General features: G+C 33.9%; 7 protein-coding genes. 3 read left to right on the top strand and 4 right to left on the bottom strand.

Annotated features, from left to right (window positions below):
• Positions 1–132: 132 nt before the first annotated feature.
• The gene (locus tag ABWU69_RS01010) at positions 133–9,417 is read right to left on the bottom strand and encodes an ankyrin repeat domain-containing protein (protein ID WP_353285220.1); all 9,285 of its coding nucleotides are present in this window, start codon (positions 9,415–9,417) and stop codon (positions 133–135) included.
• Between the two features lie 203 nt (positions 9,418–9,620).
• Complete coding sequence (locus ABWU69_RS01005; RefSeq protein WP_353285219.1) at positions 9,621–10,871, bottom strand: hypothetical protein; 1,251 nt, start codon at positions 10,869–10,871, stop codon at positions 9,621–9,623.
• Between the two features lie 754 nt (positions 10,872–11,625).
• Between ABWU69_RS01005 and ABWU69_RS01000 the strand changes: the two genes are divergently transcribed.
• Positions 11,626–12,648: an IS110 family transposase gene (locus ABWU69_RS01000; protein ID WP_353285218.1), complete on the top strand. Its 1,023-nt coding sequence runs from the start codon at positions 11,626–11,628 to the stop codon at positions 12,646–12,648.
• 528 nt (positions 12,649–13,176) lie between these two features.
• Here ABWU69_RS01000 and ABWU69_RS00995 read toward each other — a convergent pair.
• Positions 13,177–14,355: a hypothetical protein gene (locus tag ABWU69_RS00995; protein ID WP_353275984.1), complete on the bottom strand. Its 1,179-nt coding sequence runs from the start codon at positions 14,353–14,355 to the stop codon at positions 13,177–13,179.
• A 115-nt stretch (positions 14,356–14,470) separates the two neighbouring features.
• Positions 14,471–15,988, bottom strand: a complete 1,518-nt coding sequence (locus tag ABWU69_RS00990; protein ID WP_353285217.1) for a hypothetical protein — start codon at positions 15,986–15,988, stop codon at positions 14,471–14,473.
• Positions 15,989–16,293: 305 nt separating this feature from the next.
• Here ABWU69_RS00990 and ABWU69_RS00985 point away from each other — a divergent pair, with 305 nt between their 5' ends.
• Both ABWU69_RS00985 and ABWU69_RS00980 read left to right on the top strand, forming a co-directional pair.
• Positions 16,294–17,478, top strand: coding sequence for a hypothetical protein (locus tag ABWU69_RS00985; RefSeq protein ID WP_353285216.1), 1,185 nt, complete (start codon positions 16,294–16,296; stop codon positions 17,476–17,478).
• Between the two features lie 75 nt (positions 17,479–17,553).
• Positions 17,554–18,939, top strand: coding sequence for a hypothetical protein (locus ABWU69_RS00980; protein WP_353285215.1), 1,386 nt, complete (start codon positions 17,554–17,556; stop codon positions 18,937–18,939).
• The last annotated feature ends 131 nt before the right edge of the window (positions 18,940–19,070 follow it).

The raw sequence follows: 19,070 nt of genomic DNA, 5'->3' as shown, positions 1-19,070 counted from the left end.
TTAATGTCTACTTCATCCATTTTAGTATTAGGACCATCAAACTTGCTACTGGTTTCCCTAATTATTTTGGCTACCCTCACTTTAAATTTTCCACTACTTGGCATATTATAGCTCCACCCCTTATATTATAACTCACCTATTGAGATTACCTCTAAGCTTGGTTACTCCTATCTCAGAAAGACAAGTTGATACTTCTGAATGGCTGTGAACTGAAGCATTACTCAAATAACTTTGAGGTTCTAAACTCATTTGCTTTGCACTACCAACTTCTAATGTACCATCTCTGTCGTGTAATATCTGCTCTATTGATTGATTTAGCAGACCCTTATTAAATTGAGCTATAAACTTTTCAAATTTCTTCGGACTTAATTTACCAGGGCATCCTGCTTCTTTACCAGGACATGCTTCTTCTAGATATGAGTTTAAAACTCCCGAAATCTCATCAAATTTACCACTCATGATTTTTCCTGTAACTTCTTTCTGTATTTCCACAAAATCAATATTTAACCGATGCATTGATACACCACTTTTTAATCCAGCTTGCTCTACTACTTTCTCAAATCCCTTTGTAATATTTAATGCATAGCCCTGTGCTTCTAGTGGAGATATAGATTGATATACTGTAGAAATATACTTCTGACCTGTAACCTTTCTAATGAGCACATCAAGTAACATTATTGTACCATTTATATCTATTGGTTGTGATATTGGACTTGGAGTGCTTGATGTTTCCTTAGGCAATGCAGAACTTAATAACCCACCTACAGAGCTTTTTACCCAACTAAACAAATCATTTATCCATGAAGATGGTCTTGCACCACTGCTTGCTGCTATTTCAGGTTGATTACTTGAATCTGTAGCAAGAAGATTACGTGATAAGTGGCCATGCTGATGATTATGATCTCCATGGTGATGACGACGTTTGCGTTGTGCAGGTTTTTCTCTTTTTTTATTGATTTCTTTCTCTAAACGTTTCACAATATTATTATGGCCTTTATCTCTAGCAATATCTAGCGGTGTTTTACCATTCTTATCTTTAGCATTGATATCGGCTCCCTTACCTACAAGGTATTCTATTATATCAAGATGGCCATTCCAAGAAGCCCAGTGCAGAGGCATCCAGCCGTCTTTGTCAACCTCATTAACACTTATCCCTTTATTGAGAAGAAGTTCTATAATGTTTTTATTATCGTGCTCAGCAGCAATGTGGATAGGCTCTCTGCCATAAACGTTTTGAGCATTAATATTAGCCCCTTTGTCAACGAGAAACTTAGCAACTCCTAAGCAGTCTTTCGATGCTGTATAATGTAGCGGTGTCCAACCATAGTTACTAATATCATCAACGCTTACTCCCTTACCGAGAAGGAACTCTATAATATCCTTGTAATTTTTTTCAGCAGCAATGTGTATAGGTTTCCTACCAAAAATGCCCACTTCTATAGCATTAACATTAGCACCCTGACTAACAAATTTTCTGACTTCAGAGAGATCTCCACTTTCTATAGCAGTCAATAATTTTTTGTCTAATTGTGTTTGTTTTAAAAGTCCTACTATATCTGTGTAATTACCTTGAATAGCTAAGTCTAAAGGTGTTTGATCATCTTTATCTTTAGCATTGATATTGGCCCCTTTGTTTATAAGGTACTTTACCACATCCAGGTAACCACCATCAGAAGCCCAGTGTAATGCTGTCCGTGTCCAACCATTATCAATCTCATCAACGCTTACTCCCTTGCTCAGGAGAAACTCTATGATATTTCTATAACCTACTGTAGCAGCACGATGTATAGGCTTTTTGCCATATATATCCTTAGCATTCACATCTGCTCCTTTATCAACTAGAAACTTAGCAACCTCTAAACAATCTTCCAATGCAGCCCAATGTAGTGGTGTCCAACCATTTTTATCAGCCTCATCAACGTTTGCTCCATTTTTCAGAAGAAACTCTGTGATATTCATGTGATTATTTGTAACAGCAAAGTGCATAGGAGTTCTGCCAAGTATATCCTTAGCATTCACATTAGCTCCCTTATCAACCAAAAACTTAACAATATCTGAATGGCCTTTCAATGCAGCCCAATGTAGTAGTGTGCAGTCATATTTATCAGTAGCATTAACACTCAAATCTCTCCCAACAAGAAAATCTACTGTGTCTAAGTTACCACTCCAAGCATAATAAAATCCGCCATGCGTTCTGTCGCCAATATCTTTAGCAATAAGATCATTAATTGTCTTTAGATCCTTTTCACTTTTTACAGTAAGTAACAATTCTTTATCCAAGTGTGCTTGCATTAAAATTATTCTTACTGAATTAGAACTGGCGTTACCCAGAGGAGTCTTACCATCCTTATCCCTAGCATTAACGCTAGCTCCCTTGCCAATCAGATTTTTAACTTCATTAAGATCATCATCTTGCACTGCATTTAATAACTGCTCATTTAACTGAGCTTGCTTTAAGTATTTTACAATGTTACCATATTTCCGGTCAATGGCAACATCTAGATCTTTTACACTGATATCGGCTCCTTTACCTATAAGATACTCTACTACATCCAGACAACCATTCCAAGAAGCATAATGCAAAGGAGTACTACCATTTTTATCAGCCTCATTAACGCTTACTCCCTTGCTCAGGAGAAACTCTATAATGTTTTTATTGTTGTTCTCAGCAGCAACATGCACAGGTTTTTTACCAGAGTTGTCTGCGGCGTTGATATTGGCCCTTCTGTTAACAAGAAACTCAGCAGCCTCTAAACATCCTCTCCATGCAGCATAGTGTAGTGGTGTATTACCTACTCTTTCAGTATCGTCGACGCTTACTCCCCTGTTCAAGAGAAACTCTATAATATTTTTATTATTGTTTTCAGCAGCAACATGTACAGGTTTTTTACCATAAGTAGAGGCATCTGCAGCATCAATATCAGCTCCCTTATTAACAAGAAACTCAGCAGCTTCTAAACGTCCTCCCCATGCAGCATAGTGTAGTGGTGTATTACCTACTCTTTCAGTATCGTTGACGCTTACTCCCCTGCTCAAGAGAAACTCTATAATGTTTTTATTATTGTTCTCGGCAGCAATATGTATAGGCTTTTTACCATAAATACCTTTCTCTTGAGCATTGATGTTAGCACCTTGATTAATAAGCTCTTTAACTTTATCAAGATTATTTTGCTTTACAGCATCAAACAGCTCCTCAGTCGATAAAACTAATTTTTCCTTATTAAATTCCACTATAACATCTTCTGAGTTACAAATAGAAACTATACACTTTGAGTTAGAAACTATTGCATCATTAAAAGCAAACATCACCTCTCTTGCTGGCTGGTAAGTATCCCAATTCTCTACTTTTACAAGAGTGTTATTTTTATGTGATAGCAATAAGGTATCATTCATAACTCTCATATTGAAATCCAATATAGACTGACCCTTTAAGTCAATTAAGCCAATATCATTCTTATTAACAGGTTGATTATGATAAATCTGTAGCCCTTGTTCATCTGGTTGGTAATATCTGAACGAACTAAAACTATCAGCTCTTTCCCCAAATTCTTCTGGTTCTATAATTCTATTGTTCAGTTCTACAGATAAGTCCCAGTTTTTATGAACAGAAGAATAGTAACCCGATATTGACAATGCCCCTCTATCTGATAACAATAGCAAATCATTTTTTAGTTTCAAAAAGAGTACTTTGTCTGAGTCAAATGTGAAACAATTATGATGATTTAACAGGTCAGTACCATTAACACTAAACCTTCCATCTATTTTTAAGCTATGAGAACAATAATCACGCTCTAGTTCCCCATTCTGAAATTTGTAATATTCTTCCCCGTCAAATGTAACTGTAATATCTTTATAATCTGGTAGCAGGGTTACATTTAGGCCATTTTTATTAATCTTTATTTCTCCTTTTTTATTTTCTATAAATGGTATATCATCTAATGTACAATTTAATTGGCTAAAATCTAATATACCATTTGCTTGAGCAATCGTAATATTAGCGTTTCTGTTATCGAAAAGATAAAGATGACTTATATTACTTGGAGCTTCCCAGTAAAAATTATGATGTTCTTTATCAGGATAAAAAATATGATTACTGGAACTACCTATAGTACTATGATAATTAGCACTTGATAATTGCTTTGTGATATTAAAGTTTGAATTGTCTATTTTTCGTAAATCATCCAATTCATCATCTAATTTTGTTATTTGCACATTTGTTACTCTACCAGTATTAGTGTCTACTTTTGTTGGAGTTACAAACGAACCATCTGCTGTTTTTACTAACGTCTGTTTATCTATACTTATAAAATTTCCACTTTTATTGTAGATGTTTGTTATGTTATTAGCATAAATTACATTACCTATATCATTAAGATTTATCGGCAATAATACTAAACCTTTTCCATAAATAGAATCACCAAAATAACCTTTTATTGTAGTAAGGTTCTTTGCCGTTATTACATCATTGCCACCTTTACCGTCTACATAACCTGCATAAGAAACCTCTATATAATTAGCTTTATCACTGCCAATAATGGAATGTATATTCTCTGAATCAGTAAAATTACCTTGCGTTACAACTATGTTCTTTTGTCCTTCTATTCCTAAATTACATACAAAATTATCCTTTGCTATGTAGAAGAAATTTGTCCCTTGTTTATGAATATCACAATTACTTAACTGATTTGTAAAATAATACCTATTCTGTACACTAGACCCTTGATTATTGATTCCATAACTATTAAGTAATATATTTTTACCATTGAAAATAACATCAACGGTATAATTAGAAGTCACATTTATAAAAGCATCATTATTAGGTATGTAAAACAACATATTTGCAGGCAGCCTAGAAGAACTGCTTTTACTATACAGAATTGCATTCTGGCAACCAGGCAGATACTCTTTTAAAGAAACTTTTTTCACTGTTGTAGACAATACCATATTCTCATACTCTGATCTGTAACCGCATTGTGCCACACCTTCTACTCTTTGTAAGGTTTTTTCACTTATCACTGTTAGATCAACATCATCCCCTTTAGGACCACAAATAGCACTATAATTTTTCATTGTACTTGGAAGAAGCCTGCTAATATGGTTGTTACCACTCTTTACATTGAGAGAGATATCTGAAACACGTGTTATCAATCGAAAATCAAATTTATTATCAACTATTCTTGTGTGACGGAAACAAGGAGTTATTCCCAAATACGCAGAAGCATCATCTGATTGCATCACCTCTCTTTTTCTCCTGAAAATAGACCCATCAAGGTATTTTTCTTCTGTAAGAAGTATAGAAGGTAATGATATGGCTATTTTATCATAGCTACCCTTAAATTGATCTAAGATCTTTGATATATACTGTTTATATATTTCTTCTGCTTGCAGATCATTTCCTATATAATCTGGCACTTTTTTATCAAGGAAGAAATCCCAATACAAGTCATGTTTCTCTTGATCTGTAAGTTTTATATGTTCTCCTAATTTTTCTACTTCAAGTCCTGCTTCTACAAACTGTGATATGATAATAACAGCAACTGAAACAGCAGCACCAACCGGACCGGCAAATTCTCCTACCACTCCAGCTTCCATACCTATAGCCGACATTGTTTCAGTAACAACTGCAGGTACATCTGCAGCTATAAAGATGGAGTTAGTTGCGATATTTAAGTCAGCAATCTTTATATCTACAGGATCTGTTGCACTCTGCCGAGCTTTTATCGACTCCGCTAACCCTAAAAATGCTGCAAAGTTACCTATAGCACGTCCCATAACTGGCGCAAATCCCCTTAGCATCTGAGAATCAAGATTTGTTCCTAACTCTAACATTTTTCCAGAGATTTTTTCACCAATCTTTGGCATTATCCAGAGATTTAATGCATCGTAGCCTAACCCCTCTATGTCTCCATTTGCTATATGTTTACCAACCAAAAATGCTGTAAAGGCAAGACCTGCACCTTCTGCTACTTTTCCCATTTTTTCTGCTACTCCTGATCTTCTCAGAATATTTTTCACTTCTTCTTTGTTCTCTATATTATCCTTCATTTCTTTCACAATATCCCTAATCTCTGGGTCTATTGAATCCAGATCTATGTCTTTAATCTTTGCTACAAATGCTTCTTCAACATTTTTATCTATAATTTCACCTTCAGATATCTTCTGAGAAACCTTGAAAAGCTGATCATAAAACTCAATATTCTTTACTCTTTCTGCTACCTTGTCAGCATTGAATAACTCTTTGATACGCTGTTCTTTTTCCTCCTCTGTAATCTTTTCTTCATCAAATGAATCCATGCAGGCCATATTTACACTTCTTTCTCTTCTTGGTTTTTTACTTGGTGGATATTCCGGTGATGAAGATTCTCTTTTAGAACACCGCCTTAAATGAGGGAGTAAAGTATGAGAGCTATGAACTACTTTAAGAGGAATAAACCCTTCCCTATTCGTTCTGCTTGTTAAAATCAGTTTACGCGGATCATTAGACCCCTTATCAAAAACAACACCGATAAATTTTACCTCATCACCATCTGTTAGTGTTTTATAGGTAACACCTTCTTTGTATTCTTCATTTATTTGATCATTTGCTTCCCTCAATAAAGCTTGAGCTCCTTTGCCCTGCCTTGATGTCTTAAGTTCCAACCCTATTGGTGTGTACTCCTCAGCATTTCCACCTTGAGCTACAAACTTAATACCATGAACTAGCATGTCAATACGTTCTCCTCCACCAGTTTGAAACTCAGTTAAAACTAATGCTCTAGTTTCTGGTAATTCTTGTAATTTTAAGTCACTATAATAACTAAACACTCCATTCAATATTCCCTGGAAATGAGCCTCTTTATTAACAAGACTCTTAAAAGGAAATATTCCTTCTCCAATTTTTCCTAACAATTCATTATATTCGTCTATTGATGAAGAGTAAGCATCCAGCGCCTCATCAAATGTTTCTTTTAGCTCACTAGGATAAGGAACTTCTCTGAAAGTACCTTGAAATCTCTCAGCTCCGTTGTTGTACTCTTGTAAAGAATTATATTTTTCAGTCCAAATAGTAAGATATCTTTTAAAATCTGACTTATATCTAGTATCAAAATTAAGATTTAATTCGACTATTTCCCTATTCTCTATTTCCCTATTTAATCTATCAAGAGGAAGCACTTCATTCATCCCGTTCAAAACATCTTTTCTGTTAGCTTCAACAATATTTATTACATAAACCAACTTTTCTGTATTTTCTGGAATAAGCACCATTGTTACAACTGCATGACTCGCATCAAGATTAGCTGACAATCTCTCCCTGGCTCTTTCAGCTGCTAGACGTCTAAGCCCACGAAGATTAGGATGCACTTCAGTAGGTATATTGTCTCCATAGATAAAAATGTATTTTTTAAAACCAGTTTTTAAATCTTCAACTCTATTTAACAATAGCGATTGCCCTAGTAAAAACCTACTGAAATAATGATTATCTCCCTTCTCCGGTGTACCAGGAAACGTATGATAAATACGCTCTAAATTATCTTTCACCTGTCCTTTTAATTCTATTGTTCCAATCCTTTGCGTATCCCAGTCATCAGCAGATTTTAGCATATCTTGAAAAAGAGGAATTATTTCTTCTCCACGATTTGATACTTTAATATCAGAGATAGGAGACGGATTATCAAGGTTGACACCAACACATAAAATGTTATCTGCAGTAGTTAAAACTCGCTGAACATTTGGTTGGAAACCTTGTGCATACCTTTCTGCTTGTTGCAAAGCCTTATCTGGAGTAGCATTAGGACCTTCTCCCGCTTTTAACTCAATAATAATGGGAATAGAGTCTAATGCACGATCAGGACCACGAGCTAACAGGATAATATCTGCATAACCCCTACCTGCAAATTGCTCTGGATAAACTCTAAGATTATACCTATAGTGGAAATTCATGAAAACGCCTACCATAAATCCATGATGTGCTGCTTCACGTGCACTACTATCATAGGTTAATGAGTTTTCATATTTAGAATGAACTTTACTAATCTCTCTAAGAATTCCCTCAAGAGATTCTTTAGCTGCTTCTTTATCAGAATTAGCAAGTTTTTCTATATCACCTTCTGGATTACTCCATACTCCTTTTTCTATTTCATGAAATTCTTTGCTAGCAGGAGAATCAAGTATTTCCTTAACTTCCATATTAACAAAAATACCATCCTTTCCTTTGTAGATCTGTACTAGTCTAGATTTTATTCTGTCTTGAATTTCATTCTTAATATTTTGCTCAACATTCCGATCTCTAATCTTACTCCTATCTATATTATTTCTTAATATGCTCTCCAACTCATTAACAGTAAACTGATGGCCACGCTTACCTTCTGAAATGGAAAATAGATCTATATTATTAATAGCGTCTTCAGCATTTCCAATTTGACCATTTTTAACAATAGCCACCTTTAAAGTTTTTGAAGTATCAAAACTAAAATAAATCTTTTTAATATTTAACCTTTCTGCAATTTTTGTATCTAGCAAAGTAGAAAAACTACCTAGAAAGAAGTGCGCAAAAAATCCTGCTTTTTCTACAGAGTGTAAATAAGATGGAATCTGATCCACGAATGACTGAAATCTTGTTTCAAAAGATCTAAAATCCTCTTCTTGCTTGCTTGTGCCAACTTCTGTACCTGCTTCCTCTATTAACAACTGTATTAATTCAAAATCTTGTGGCCTTCCTTTACCCATGACTTTTTTTAAACCTTTCGCAAGCTCTACATCATTATCAACAGTACCTCTCTCAAGACCAAAATTATAATGGTTTCGTTTACCTGGTGCGCCAACATGAAATAACTGTATTTGAATATTTCCATTTTCATATCGACTTTCAGTTGCACCAGCAACACTAATCGTTGCTCTGAGCATTCCACTCATTGCTCTTATTTCAGGTTCACCTCCCCAAGCATTAGGTTTCCGCATGTTCTCTAAGTAACTCTCAAAATTGCCCTCAATAAAACCTCTAAACTCGTTTCTATGAGAACTTATATGATCAACTACTCGATTGCGAAATACATTTCTTACTAAGTTTGCAAATGTATCATCATAATTCGCAGTACCTAAATTCCGAACCAAACCTCTAATATGATCTAAATTTTGGATTACAGCTTCTTTATTTCCAAATAAAGCTTTATACCTCCTTCGAAATAAAGCGTCGTTGTTTCTCACAGGTATTAAGTAAGCCATAGTAACAGACCAAAATAAGCAACTACCATCTCCTGGAACATCAATTCTTTTAAATCTACTTTCACTTTCAGAATTAGAGTCAGACCTCCGATAACGCTTGAACTGAGGAAATTCTTTAGCTTGCTCTATATACTGCATTTCATCCGATAATTCGGTAATCTTTGAATTAACACCTTCTTTTTTTAGATGATCTGTTGGATATTGCATCTTAAACATAAAACCCCTTCATTATATTGTATTAAACCCACTATACCAAGCTTATTATATAACAATCAGAGATATCAACAATAAAAGCTATTCTTACCCATATACTAACTTAGATATATAATATTTGTATTATAATGCAACACTTTTTGACAGAAGCTAAAGTAGTAACAAGAAACTACCACATGTTTTATAGAATTGCCTTATAACACCTCTTAATTACCCAACTCTAATTGCTCACATGCTTTACTTAAATTAACCTCAGTTAAGCTAGTAAACTCTTCAGCTGCAGACTTTCTATATGCTAGAAACTTATTCAGTGAATCAGTATCTCTTTTTTCCAACACAGATCGTATATATTCCGCTTGTCTAGAATCCATAAATTCTTTGATTTGATCAGGATTAGCCTTATCTAGTATTGCCCACACTGGTACCATATAACCTTTATCAATTAGAGGTACTAATAACCTTCCTTGAAATACGGAATTACTTCTCATCTCTTTATTTAACAATAAGGTACGATGGCTATTAAATCCATCTCTCATCCACATATACATAAAAAGATTTACTCCTTCATCTATACAAGACCTTGAATAATTTTCAAATTCTTTTATATATTTCAACCAAATATAATAATAATCTTCTGAAATACTACTTGGCTTTAAGCAGTCAAACAATTTTTGAAACTGATCAAAGCGAAGTGCACCTTGTAGCGTGTTTAAACTACCATAATAACCATTTTCAGCTAAGTCTCTTTTTAGAAATTCCAGATATTTATCAGGAGTTATTTGGCTGAAACAAAATTCGAATATTTCAGGATAACTATTACAACGACTACCTGCTGCATATACTGCTGTCTTCATGAAGATCTCATCCTTTTTCTGTTCACTCATCTCACTTTCAGGTAATGATTTTATTTTATTCCAGAAGAATTCCACTGCCTGCTCTTGCTTAAAACTCATAGCACATTTAAGCCCGTACTCATATGGATGACAGCCATCTAAATTTAATTTAGAGATATAACCACTAACAAAATGTGACCAAAACTGCGCTAAAAGACCAGATCCGCAACACCTAACTAAGTGCTCATACTCCAACAGACTACTCTTACCTTGAGCTGATAGGCTTTTTTTTCTTTCCTCAAATAAAGCAATAATATCTTCTTCTAGACAGTACTGACAGGCAATAGCATACTTATCAAAGAGATTACCTGAATCTGGTGCAATTAACTTTTTGCCTACCACTTGTCTATCAAGCTTAACTCCATGTAAATTGTCTACTTTTTTCCAACAATCATCATTAGATAACACCTGCGCGAGAAAATTACGTCCTTTCTTGCCACTTTTTTGGTGTAGACGCCAATTTGCATAGCACCAGCGTTCAATTTGAAAAAGCTTAGATGCTCTATAGGGATCATCCTCTTTGATAGACGAAAATAAAACTTTTGGAATATCTGAACGTAGCATGATCACCCCTTTATGAATGGAAAAAAATGGAAACTGTTACGTCTAATATACACTATAGTAACTTGATACCATTTTAAGTAAGATATCCCTTTTCTAAGTTTTGTCAATCCTCAATTTGAAAATTTTTTTAGGCTTGAATAATTTTTTGCAAAAGGCTCTCAACAGGCTCAATATAAGATCTTTTGTTCACTTTTTAATTCTGTTTTTTATAAGTCTACCTTAATTATTATTCTAAAATAAACTAGTATTAATTTAGCAAGATATATTATTAAGATCTCAAGTAAAATAGCCATTTCCAGCACTCAAAACCAAGGAACGTGAGAAGATTTTGTTTTGGGATGTGTTGGTCTACCAAACAACCTGTTCGAACTTTTCTTTATAGTGATTTTATTATAACGTAAAACCAGCTATATTAGCCTGTTTTTGCCACATTTATATATGAACTAGTTTGCCTAACTTTGTTGCAACAATTTCACACTTTTATTTTCACAACGCCGCTTTTGTTTAAATTGTTCTCACAAAGGTAGGTACTTGTATCTTGAAGAAAGCATCTAATGTTTTAAGCTTAAGCGTTAGATGGAGAAGGGAGGAACTCTGAGTGCGTACTTAGATATAAAATCTGTAAAAAAGATAAGAGCTCCCTTCTCAAAAGTATAGGCTGAACGGTATCGTAGAAAGACCTAAATGGTTCTAATTCTGTATTCACAAGACTAGCCTTACTTTTCACTTTAAATGGTAATGTATGGAGTTATATATGATCAACAACTTTTTAGGCATAGACGTATCGAAAGATCGCTTTGATGTCTTTCTCTCATTTATAAGTAAAAAAGGGAAACGTGAAACTAGAAAAAGGAGTTTTAAAAATGATGATCATGGATTTCAAGGTCTGCTGAGTTTTCTACAAAAGCATAACGTAGAAGAAGTAAAGGCATGTATGGAATCCACTGGTTGCTACAGTGAAGCTTTAGCTGAATTTATACACAATGCTGGACATTTTGTTAGTGTAGTAAATCCTTATTGCATAAAATCTTATGCAAGGAGTAAACTTGTACGACAAAAGAATGATCAAACTGATGCAGAAATTATTGCTGATTATTGCCAAAGGCAGGAACCAACTCGCTGGGCACCACCTTCTCCTGAAAAGAAAAAATTAAAACATCTTTATCGTTGCTCGGCTGCGTTAAAAGATGAATTGACATCAGTAAATAACCACTTAGAAAAAAAAGAGAGACTGCCCAAAGAAGTCGCAACTGCTTGGGAAAACCTTGCAATAAATATAACACAAAAAATAGAAACAATAAAAAGCTCCATACGTGAACTATTAAAGCAACACAAAGAGTTGTTAAAAAATTTTCAACTTTTATTAACTATTCCAGGAATAGGAGAGGAATCAGCAATAGCTATTTTAGCTGAACTTCCTTACATAAAGGATTTTAGAGATGCCAGGCAATTGGCAGCATATGCAGGAGTTATACCACGAAATATGACGTCAGGTTCATCTGTATATGCCAAACCCAGATTAAGTAAATCAGGTTCACAAACATTACGTAAGGCACTTTTCTTTCCTGCTATAGTAGCTAAGAATCACAATCCTATCATTATTAGTTTCTGCCAGAGATTAAAGGAAAAGGGTAAACATAATATGGCTATCGTTGGTGCTGCAATGCGTAAGTTGCTCCATATCGTTTTTGGTATTCTTAAATCCAGAAGTGCTTTTAATCCTGACCATATTAAAAACTACAGGACTAAGAAATTGAGCGAAGGTTTAATGGTTTAAAGTCAAAAAATGCTACCATCCGATCTTATATAAAATAGTATTTTATATAAATTTATTTAATATAGTTGGTTAGTGTATATGTTAATAAGTAAATTAGTTATAGCCCTTCTTATAATAGTCCGAACGGGGGTGAAAACGTCTTTATAGCTATTATAAGCCAGGAGGACAGCAGTGTATTATTATGATCTGTTCGGATTATTGTAGAAAGAGCTATATTTATATATACAAGCAGAAACTTACTTATCAACATATACATTAACTATACCGCTACAAAGTTGGAAGTACTTTTTGATTTTACAATACAGCTTTTGAGATTCAGTTTTTATAATTTTCTTGTTGACTGGCAAGACGGTATCTTTTTTCGTGTTTTTGAAGAAAGTAAATAATGAAATTTTTTGTGACGCTAAAGTTAGGTGTTTCTTTCAAAGGTATTCTATCCACAAGAAGATATTGCCTTGTTGTGTTTTCCATCTGACAGTTTCACCCTCACACGTTTAAAAGACCATTATAAATAAGCCATAAACTGTATTAGTTGATTGGAGTTTGAGTGATATCTTTATAATTAAAGGCATTACACCCAATAGGATCATTTTCTTTTTTAGCACTATAGTAGTTTCTAATGCCATGGCTCAACTGCTTGGAATAATCAAAATTAAATGCTCCATCATCAAATGATTCTTCCTTTAGATTCCTAAACCAATGTTTTATTTCTTGTTCCTTTGCATGCTTTGGTGGTACTGATGAAGATTTCTCAGGATGTTGTGCTGTACTATGGCATGACAAACATGAAGATTTTTTATTATCTATTGGACCATTAAGTCTACCTAAATATCCTAAAGAACTTTTCATCACATCGGGATTTATCCAACATTCTAATAACCTTTTTCCGATTATATAATCTGCCGTAAAATAATTAGTGTCGTTACCCCAAGCAATACCCATTAACTTCATATTCAACCATGGATTTTTATTATTTATGGTACAATCATAAATAAACGTACCTGCAACCCATCCTGTTTCTTCTGATCTCTTATCTTTGACTAAAAAGTCAATTTGAAATAATCTCAGTTGCTTAAATACCTTTGGAGTTCCTTTTTCAGATTGATTAATATAGCTAGTCCAAGAGATACTGTTTTTAAGAGTTGGAATATCCTTCTGTGTTGCTTCTGTGAATACTAATTTTGTGCTTACTGTACCATCTAAGAATTCCCCTCTGGTAATATCAGGATTGTTTATATCTTTCCAGACTTGCCCATATGTATAGCTACCTTGCTCATTAACAATAGAAATTGCCCAATTTTGTAGCATGGATTTTTGATCATTATGCAATTCACCAGGCTTAAAGGATCGTTCTCTCGTTAAACCATTAACAAATTCTCTACCATTTATCCCGTAGTGCATCCATGGCGCATGATACCAATTAGCAACCTTATTGCAATGTAAATCAAAATCGCAGTCTATATTCCCATCATATATATACTTTAAAATTGTATAGGCGTATTTTTGCGGTTCCTCCTTAAATGATATATGTTCCCATGGTCTTTCTATATTACTAATCTCAACCGGGTAATCAGTCTTAATTTTAAAAACCTTGCCGCTATAATCTGAAGGTATTTCATCACAAGAAGATATCACTGCTCTATCAGCATATACAAAACTACTACTTAATATTAAAAGTGATAAGCTTAATAATCCGCAAGTTCGCATTTTAAATCCTACATAATTTCTCTAACTTTTCCTAAGTTATACCTTCATATGGCCAATACCGTACCTTATTCTAACTTTATAAACCCCTTTTATTCCGGCGAATGGTCACAAAAATTTATGATGACAATATCTCGATTTCAGTATCATCCACGCTAACTTGTTCTAATGCATCAGGTGGCTCGTTTTCTTTATCTTGAGGATAGCAATATAGAACTAGGGTAATAGCACCTAAAATTACACAAGCGGTACCCAAAATTGCTAATGATATGAGATTACCTTTCAGATCAGAGATAAGAGGCTTTCCTAAAAATGAAGAAGTTATTGATACAAAAAAAACAGTGCATGACAACACTGTAAGACACAAAAAGACCTTCTTTCCTTTAGAATTCTTCTGCGATGGATTATAGCTTGAAGTTTTATAGACTGATTTTTCACCTTCATTTTTATCTCTACAGATTTTTGATAATTTACTATATGTGCTCTTTCTATTTACATCTTTTGGTGAATTGTTTGGAGTACTACTTCTTGAAATCAGTGGTTCACTGCCATTTAGTAATTGATCATTATCACCTTCACTTTGCTTCGATGCTCCTGGGGCACTTTTGCCAGTTATTTTAATATTTTTATTTTCTCCATCATCCAACTTTACTAAAGTCCCTGTTAAACCTTCTTTGCTAACATTCTGTTCATTTCGTAATGAAACATCTTGTGAATCATCGTGTGTATAAATACCATCTTCACTTACATCAAACTGAGTACCATTTGAATGTATAAAAATACTATTATTAGGACTTTTATATGTTTCGCCTTCATTTTTAGCAGTAACAAAACTTTCTTCACTTAAAATAGGACTTGATATATTTTCATTTGATCCTAGAAATATTTCAGCTTCATTATCAACTTTTTCCCGTCCTGAATCATCACCATCAGTGAATTCGGCGCCTGAATCATTACCACTTTCTTTGTTATAGTTGAGAAAACTAAAGTTATTAATATCAAAATTGTTACTGATACTCAGTTCTATATCTTCTTCACTTAACATTACTTTAGGATTATCTCTAGCAAACGTTGCTTCTTGAACACTGCTAGAAGTATCATTTTCACCTTCTGACAATAGTGTTTCACTACTAACTAGTGGACTGTTATTGTTCTCATCGTAACCTTTTGCCTCCTCATCCGATGCTACTAAAATTTTATTTTTGTTTTGTCCATCTAACTGTAGATTTATTGTAGCATCTTTTTTACTCTCTACTGTTGTCGATTTCTCTTGCACTATGCCCAAGTCAGTACTCTCATTAATCTGGGAGAAAGTTATTACAATCTCTTCTTGACTTTTCTGACTCAACTTTAGATCTTGATTTACATCAGTAAAGTATAGAGAGTAATTATCCCACTCAAGCCCCAGTATCTTCTCTTCATCGGGTGTGCCAGCCGAAATACAAAAACTACGAGTACTACTAGGCGTATCACATAATTCATCAAAACTACCGGTATTAGGTACACCACTTTCCTGTTCCAAATTCGTGTTCTCATCCTTATCCTTCACCTGTTTAGAATCAGACTCAACAACAGCACCAGATTTTCGAGGTACACTGTTCGCAAAAAATAATGGTGTAAGATTCGCCTTTCGCATATTTTTTCTATTCACACCACCTACTCCAATACAAATTTTTATTGACCACCACGAATCTTAGCTTGACATAATTATTAAGCCAATTAGAATGACTGAGCTTTGATAACAGGTCAGGTCATGTATAACGATTAACTGTTACCTTCTGCAAGCTAAAAAAGATAGTAAAATTATCTCTTTAGATAGCAGCACTTGAAACTGAAATAGCAAATGTACAGTGAGTATAGATTTATGTTAATTTTTTATAGCTTACTTTCCTTAGACGCTTATAATAATGTGGCGATCATTTTACCTGTAGGGAAAAGATAATGAGGGATTTATGCAATCAAACCAACACACTTTATCTTATAGCTAGTGCTTTTGCAACTTTTACATTGCTCGCATCCGCAGCACTCTCTGCAGCCTCTTATTTTGGCCTTTTGTCTTCAGTTGAATTTTTGAACTCAACTCTTACAATCGTAACGGTTTTATCTATACTATCTTTTTTAGCGGTTGCACTTTCATATAAAATAATTAGCAGTAATGGGGAGATCGAGGCTAGGAAAAATAAATTTGCTAAAAAAGAGCTAGAAAAAGAACTAATTCTGAAGGAAAAAGCTAAAGAAACTGCAAACAATCAAGCAGAAGAATTAAGGAATCAATTACAGCAGAAAAATAAAGAGATAATTGATATAAAACAACAATTGGATGATAAATACAAGAGCATTTCTGAATTAACAACAGGAAAAGAAAAATTAGAAATAGAATTAAAAAGCCAAGAAGAAGAAATACAAAAATTAAGCACGTTAAAAAACAAAGAGTTAAGTCATAAAGATAGTGAAATCTGGGAATTAAAGAATCAGTTAGCTGCTCTTGATGATGAAGGGAAGGTTAGTGAATACAATACTAAGACGTTGAAAGGGAAAATGGAAAATTTTAAAAAGCAACGAGATTCTATTATAGAAAAATGCCAAACTATGCAACAGGAAATTGAAGAGAAAGATGCTTACCTTGCAACACTAGATTATAATTTAAATCAAATAAAGTACAAGAAAGAATATTTGGCGCATTTTCCTTTGGTTAGAGATTTAAGAGGGAGAATGCAAAATCAAATGCAAGATTTAGCTTCAAAAGAAAAAATTATCCGAGAAATCGAAGATGACAGAGAAGGATTAATCGAAGAAGTTAACTTACTTGTTCAAAAAAACAAGACTCTTTGTGGTAAAATGAACGCTTATTCTAGTAAAAATGAAGAGCTGATCACCTTCATAAATGAAACATTATCTAATATAGAACGAGAGACAAAAGATTTAGAATGTCTTTATCACAATCAAGAAAAACAAGGAAGGTTTGTGACTTTTCAAACAATTGAAGATTTCTTAGAAAACTTGAAAGCACTTTACTCAAAAACAGCAGATGAAGCGGAGAAATTAAGTATTCGGGTGCAGAGAAAAGATGATTTAAGTAATCCTGTTGCCTCTCTCTCTCGCAGGAGTTTTATTCAAAAACATTAAAATTATGTTTAAATTAGCTTGACTCATGTTACATGTCGTACATAATAAACTGTCTGTCTGTGCTAGGGAGAGGGTATGAGTGAAGTTACAGAGTCTATAGAACATGTTGTAGAACCTATCAGTGACCAAAAGCTGGGAGAGGAATTGAGTGCTGGGCCGCGGTGGTCAAAAATTGAGCGTAATAGCAATGAGGGACCAACTCCTGAAAATGACGTAGCCGATTCAGGTGATTATAGTTTGTTTTTCCAAGGAATAAGTAATCGTCCGGAATGTTATGACCTTGATCAGAGACATGAAACTGGGAAGATTGCTGGCACATGTGTAAAACATACATTGTCGTATCAAAATGAAACTGATGATAGTGATTTATACTGGAAAAACGATGGTCATTACCCTATTAATCCAAGAGACTCTGCTTTAATTAAGCTAGATCTACCACTGACTGAGAATGAGAAAAGCCTAATTGATGAATTTTGTAAAGAGTTAAAAGGTGTAGTAGCAAAAAATGATCAAGGTTATAGGGATAAGCATGAAAATTTTACAAACACTGCTTTAGAACGTATAGAGTGCATAACAAATAAATATTTGCAAAAAGGGATAAGGCTCAATTCAAAATGTAACGATGATGAGTATACTATAACAAGTTTAATTTTTAAGGAAATAAGAGATATTCCTGCCTATGAGGGTGTGTCAGATGACGAAAATATAGGTGTTATACGCAATATCATGAATAATTTACTATTAAAAGGCGGAAGAGTAAAATACAGTTCCTTTTATGATGATAGGTTATTGTATGCAACTTATGGGTTCAGTTATGAGATTTTTGCAGAACGTGAAGAAATCGATAACAAGCTAAAAAGCGTAGCATATGAAGGTATTATAAACAGTAGTGCCAAAGGCAAAGCTTTACACGCAGAAATGGATAATGGATATTTTTATGCAAAATATTCGCAAGATAGCACTGTTGAGGTTGCAAAAGTTATAAATAATCCAAAAGTGAAAGATTTAAGTTTTAGACATCATATATTTCATATTGGAGAGAGTATAGTAAGAGTTGAAAATGTAGGAGGAAAAAGAAATTATACAGATGTCTTAGGAGGTAGCGTTGAAATGTCTTTTACTACTCAAGTAGGAAAGATTAGTGTTCATCTATGTTCTAGTGATAAAGATAGTAATATAATAGAAGTAAAGCTTGATGGAGAGAGCCAGGAGAAGTTTGACAAGTTAAAAGGTCGATCAAGTTTAGGGGAAAGTTGCCTTTTAGGAGGAAAAAGTGTTCTACAAGCTGTAAAAGATGGAAATTTTGAAAGAAATGTATCTATAGAGTCAAGTAAAACTATTAAGCAATTAGATTGTGTAGTAAAAGAATCAGATGCTCCGTCTACTCTTATGAGGCCAATTGATAGTTTAGACCAGCTGCAAAAGATGGAAGTTTCGAAAGAAATAGTAGTGTGTTCATAAAGTCAACTAAAATTATTAAACAAAAAAAAGGTCTTGGAGGGGTAAAAAAAATTGATGTATTTTCAAAGTAAGATTCTTGGAGGTATTCAATAAACTATACACTCAAGGTAAGGAGAAGTAGTAGGGAAATA

Source organism: Wolbachia endosymbiont (group A) of Beris morrisii (assembly GCF_964028185.1).
Lineage (GTDB): Bacteria > Pseudomonadota > Alphaproteobacteria > Rickettsiales > Anaplasmataceae > Wolbachia.
The sequence above is the reverse complement of the archived record's forward strand: the minus strand, read 5'-3'. Positions and strand labels throughout refer to the sequence as shown.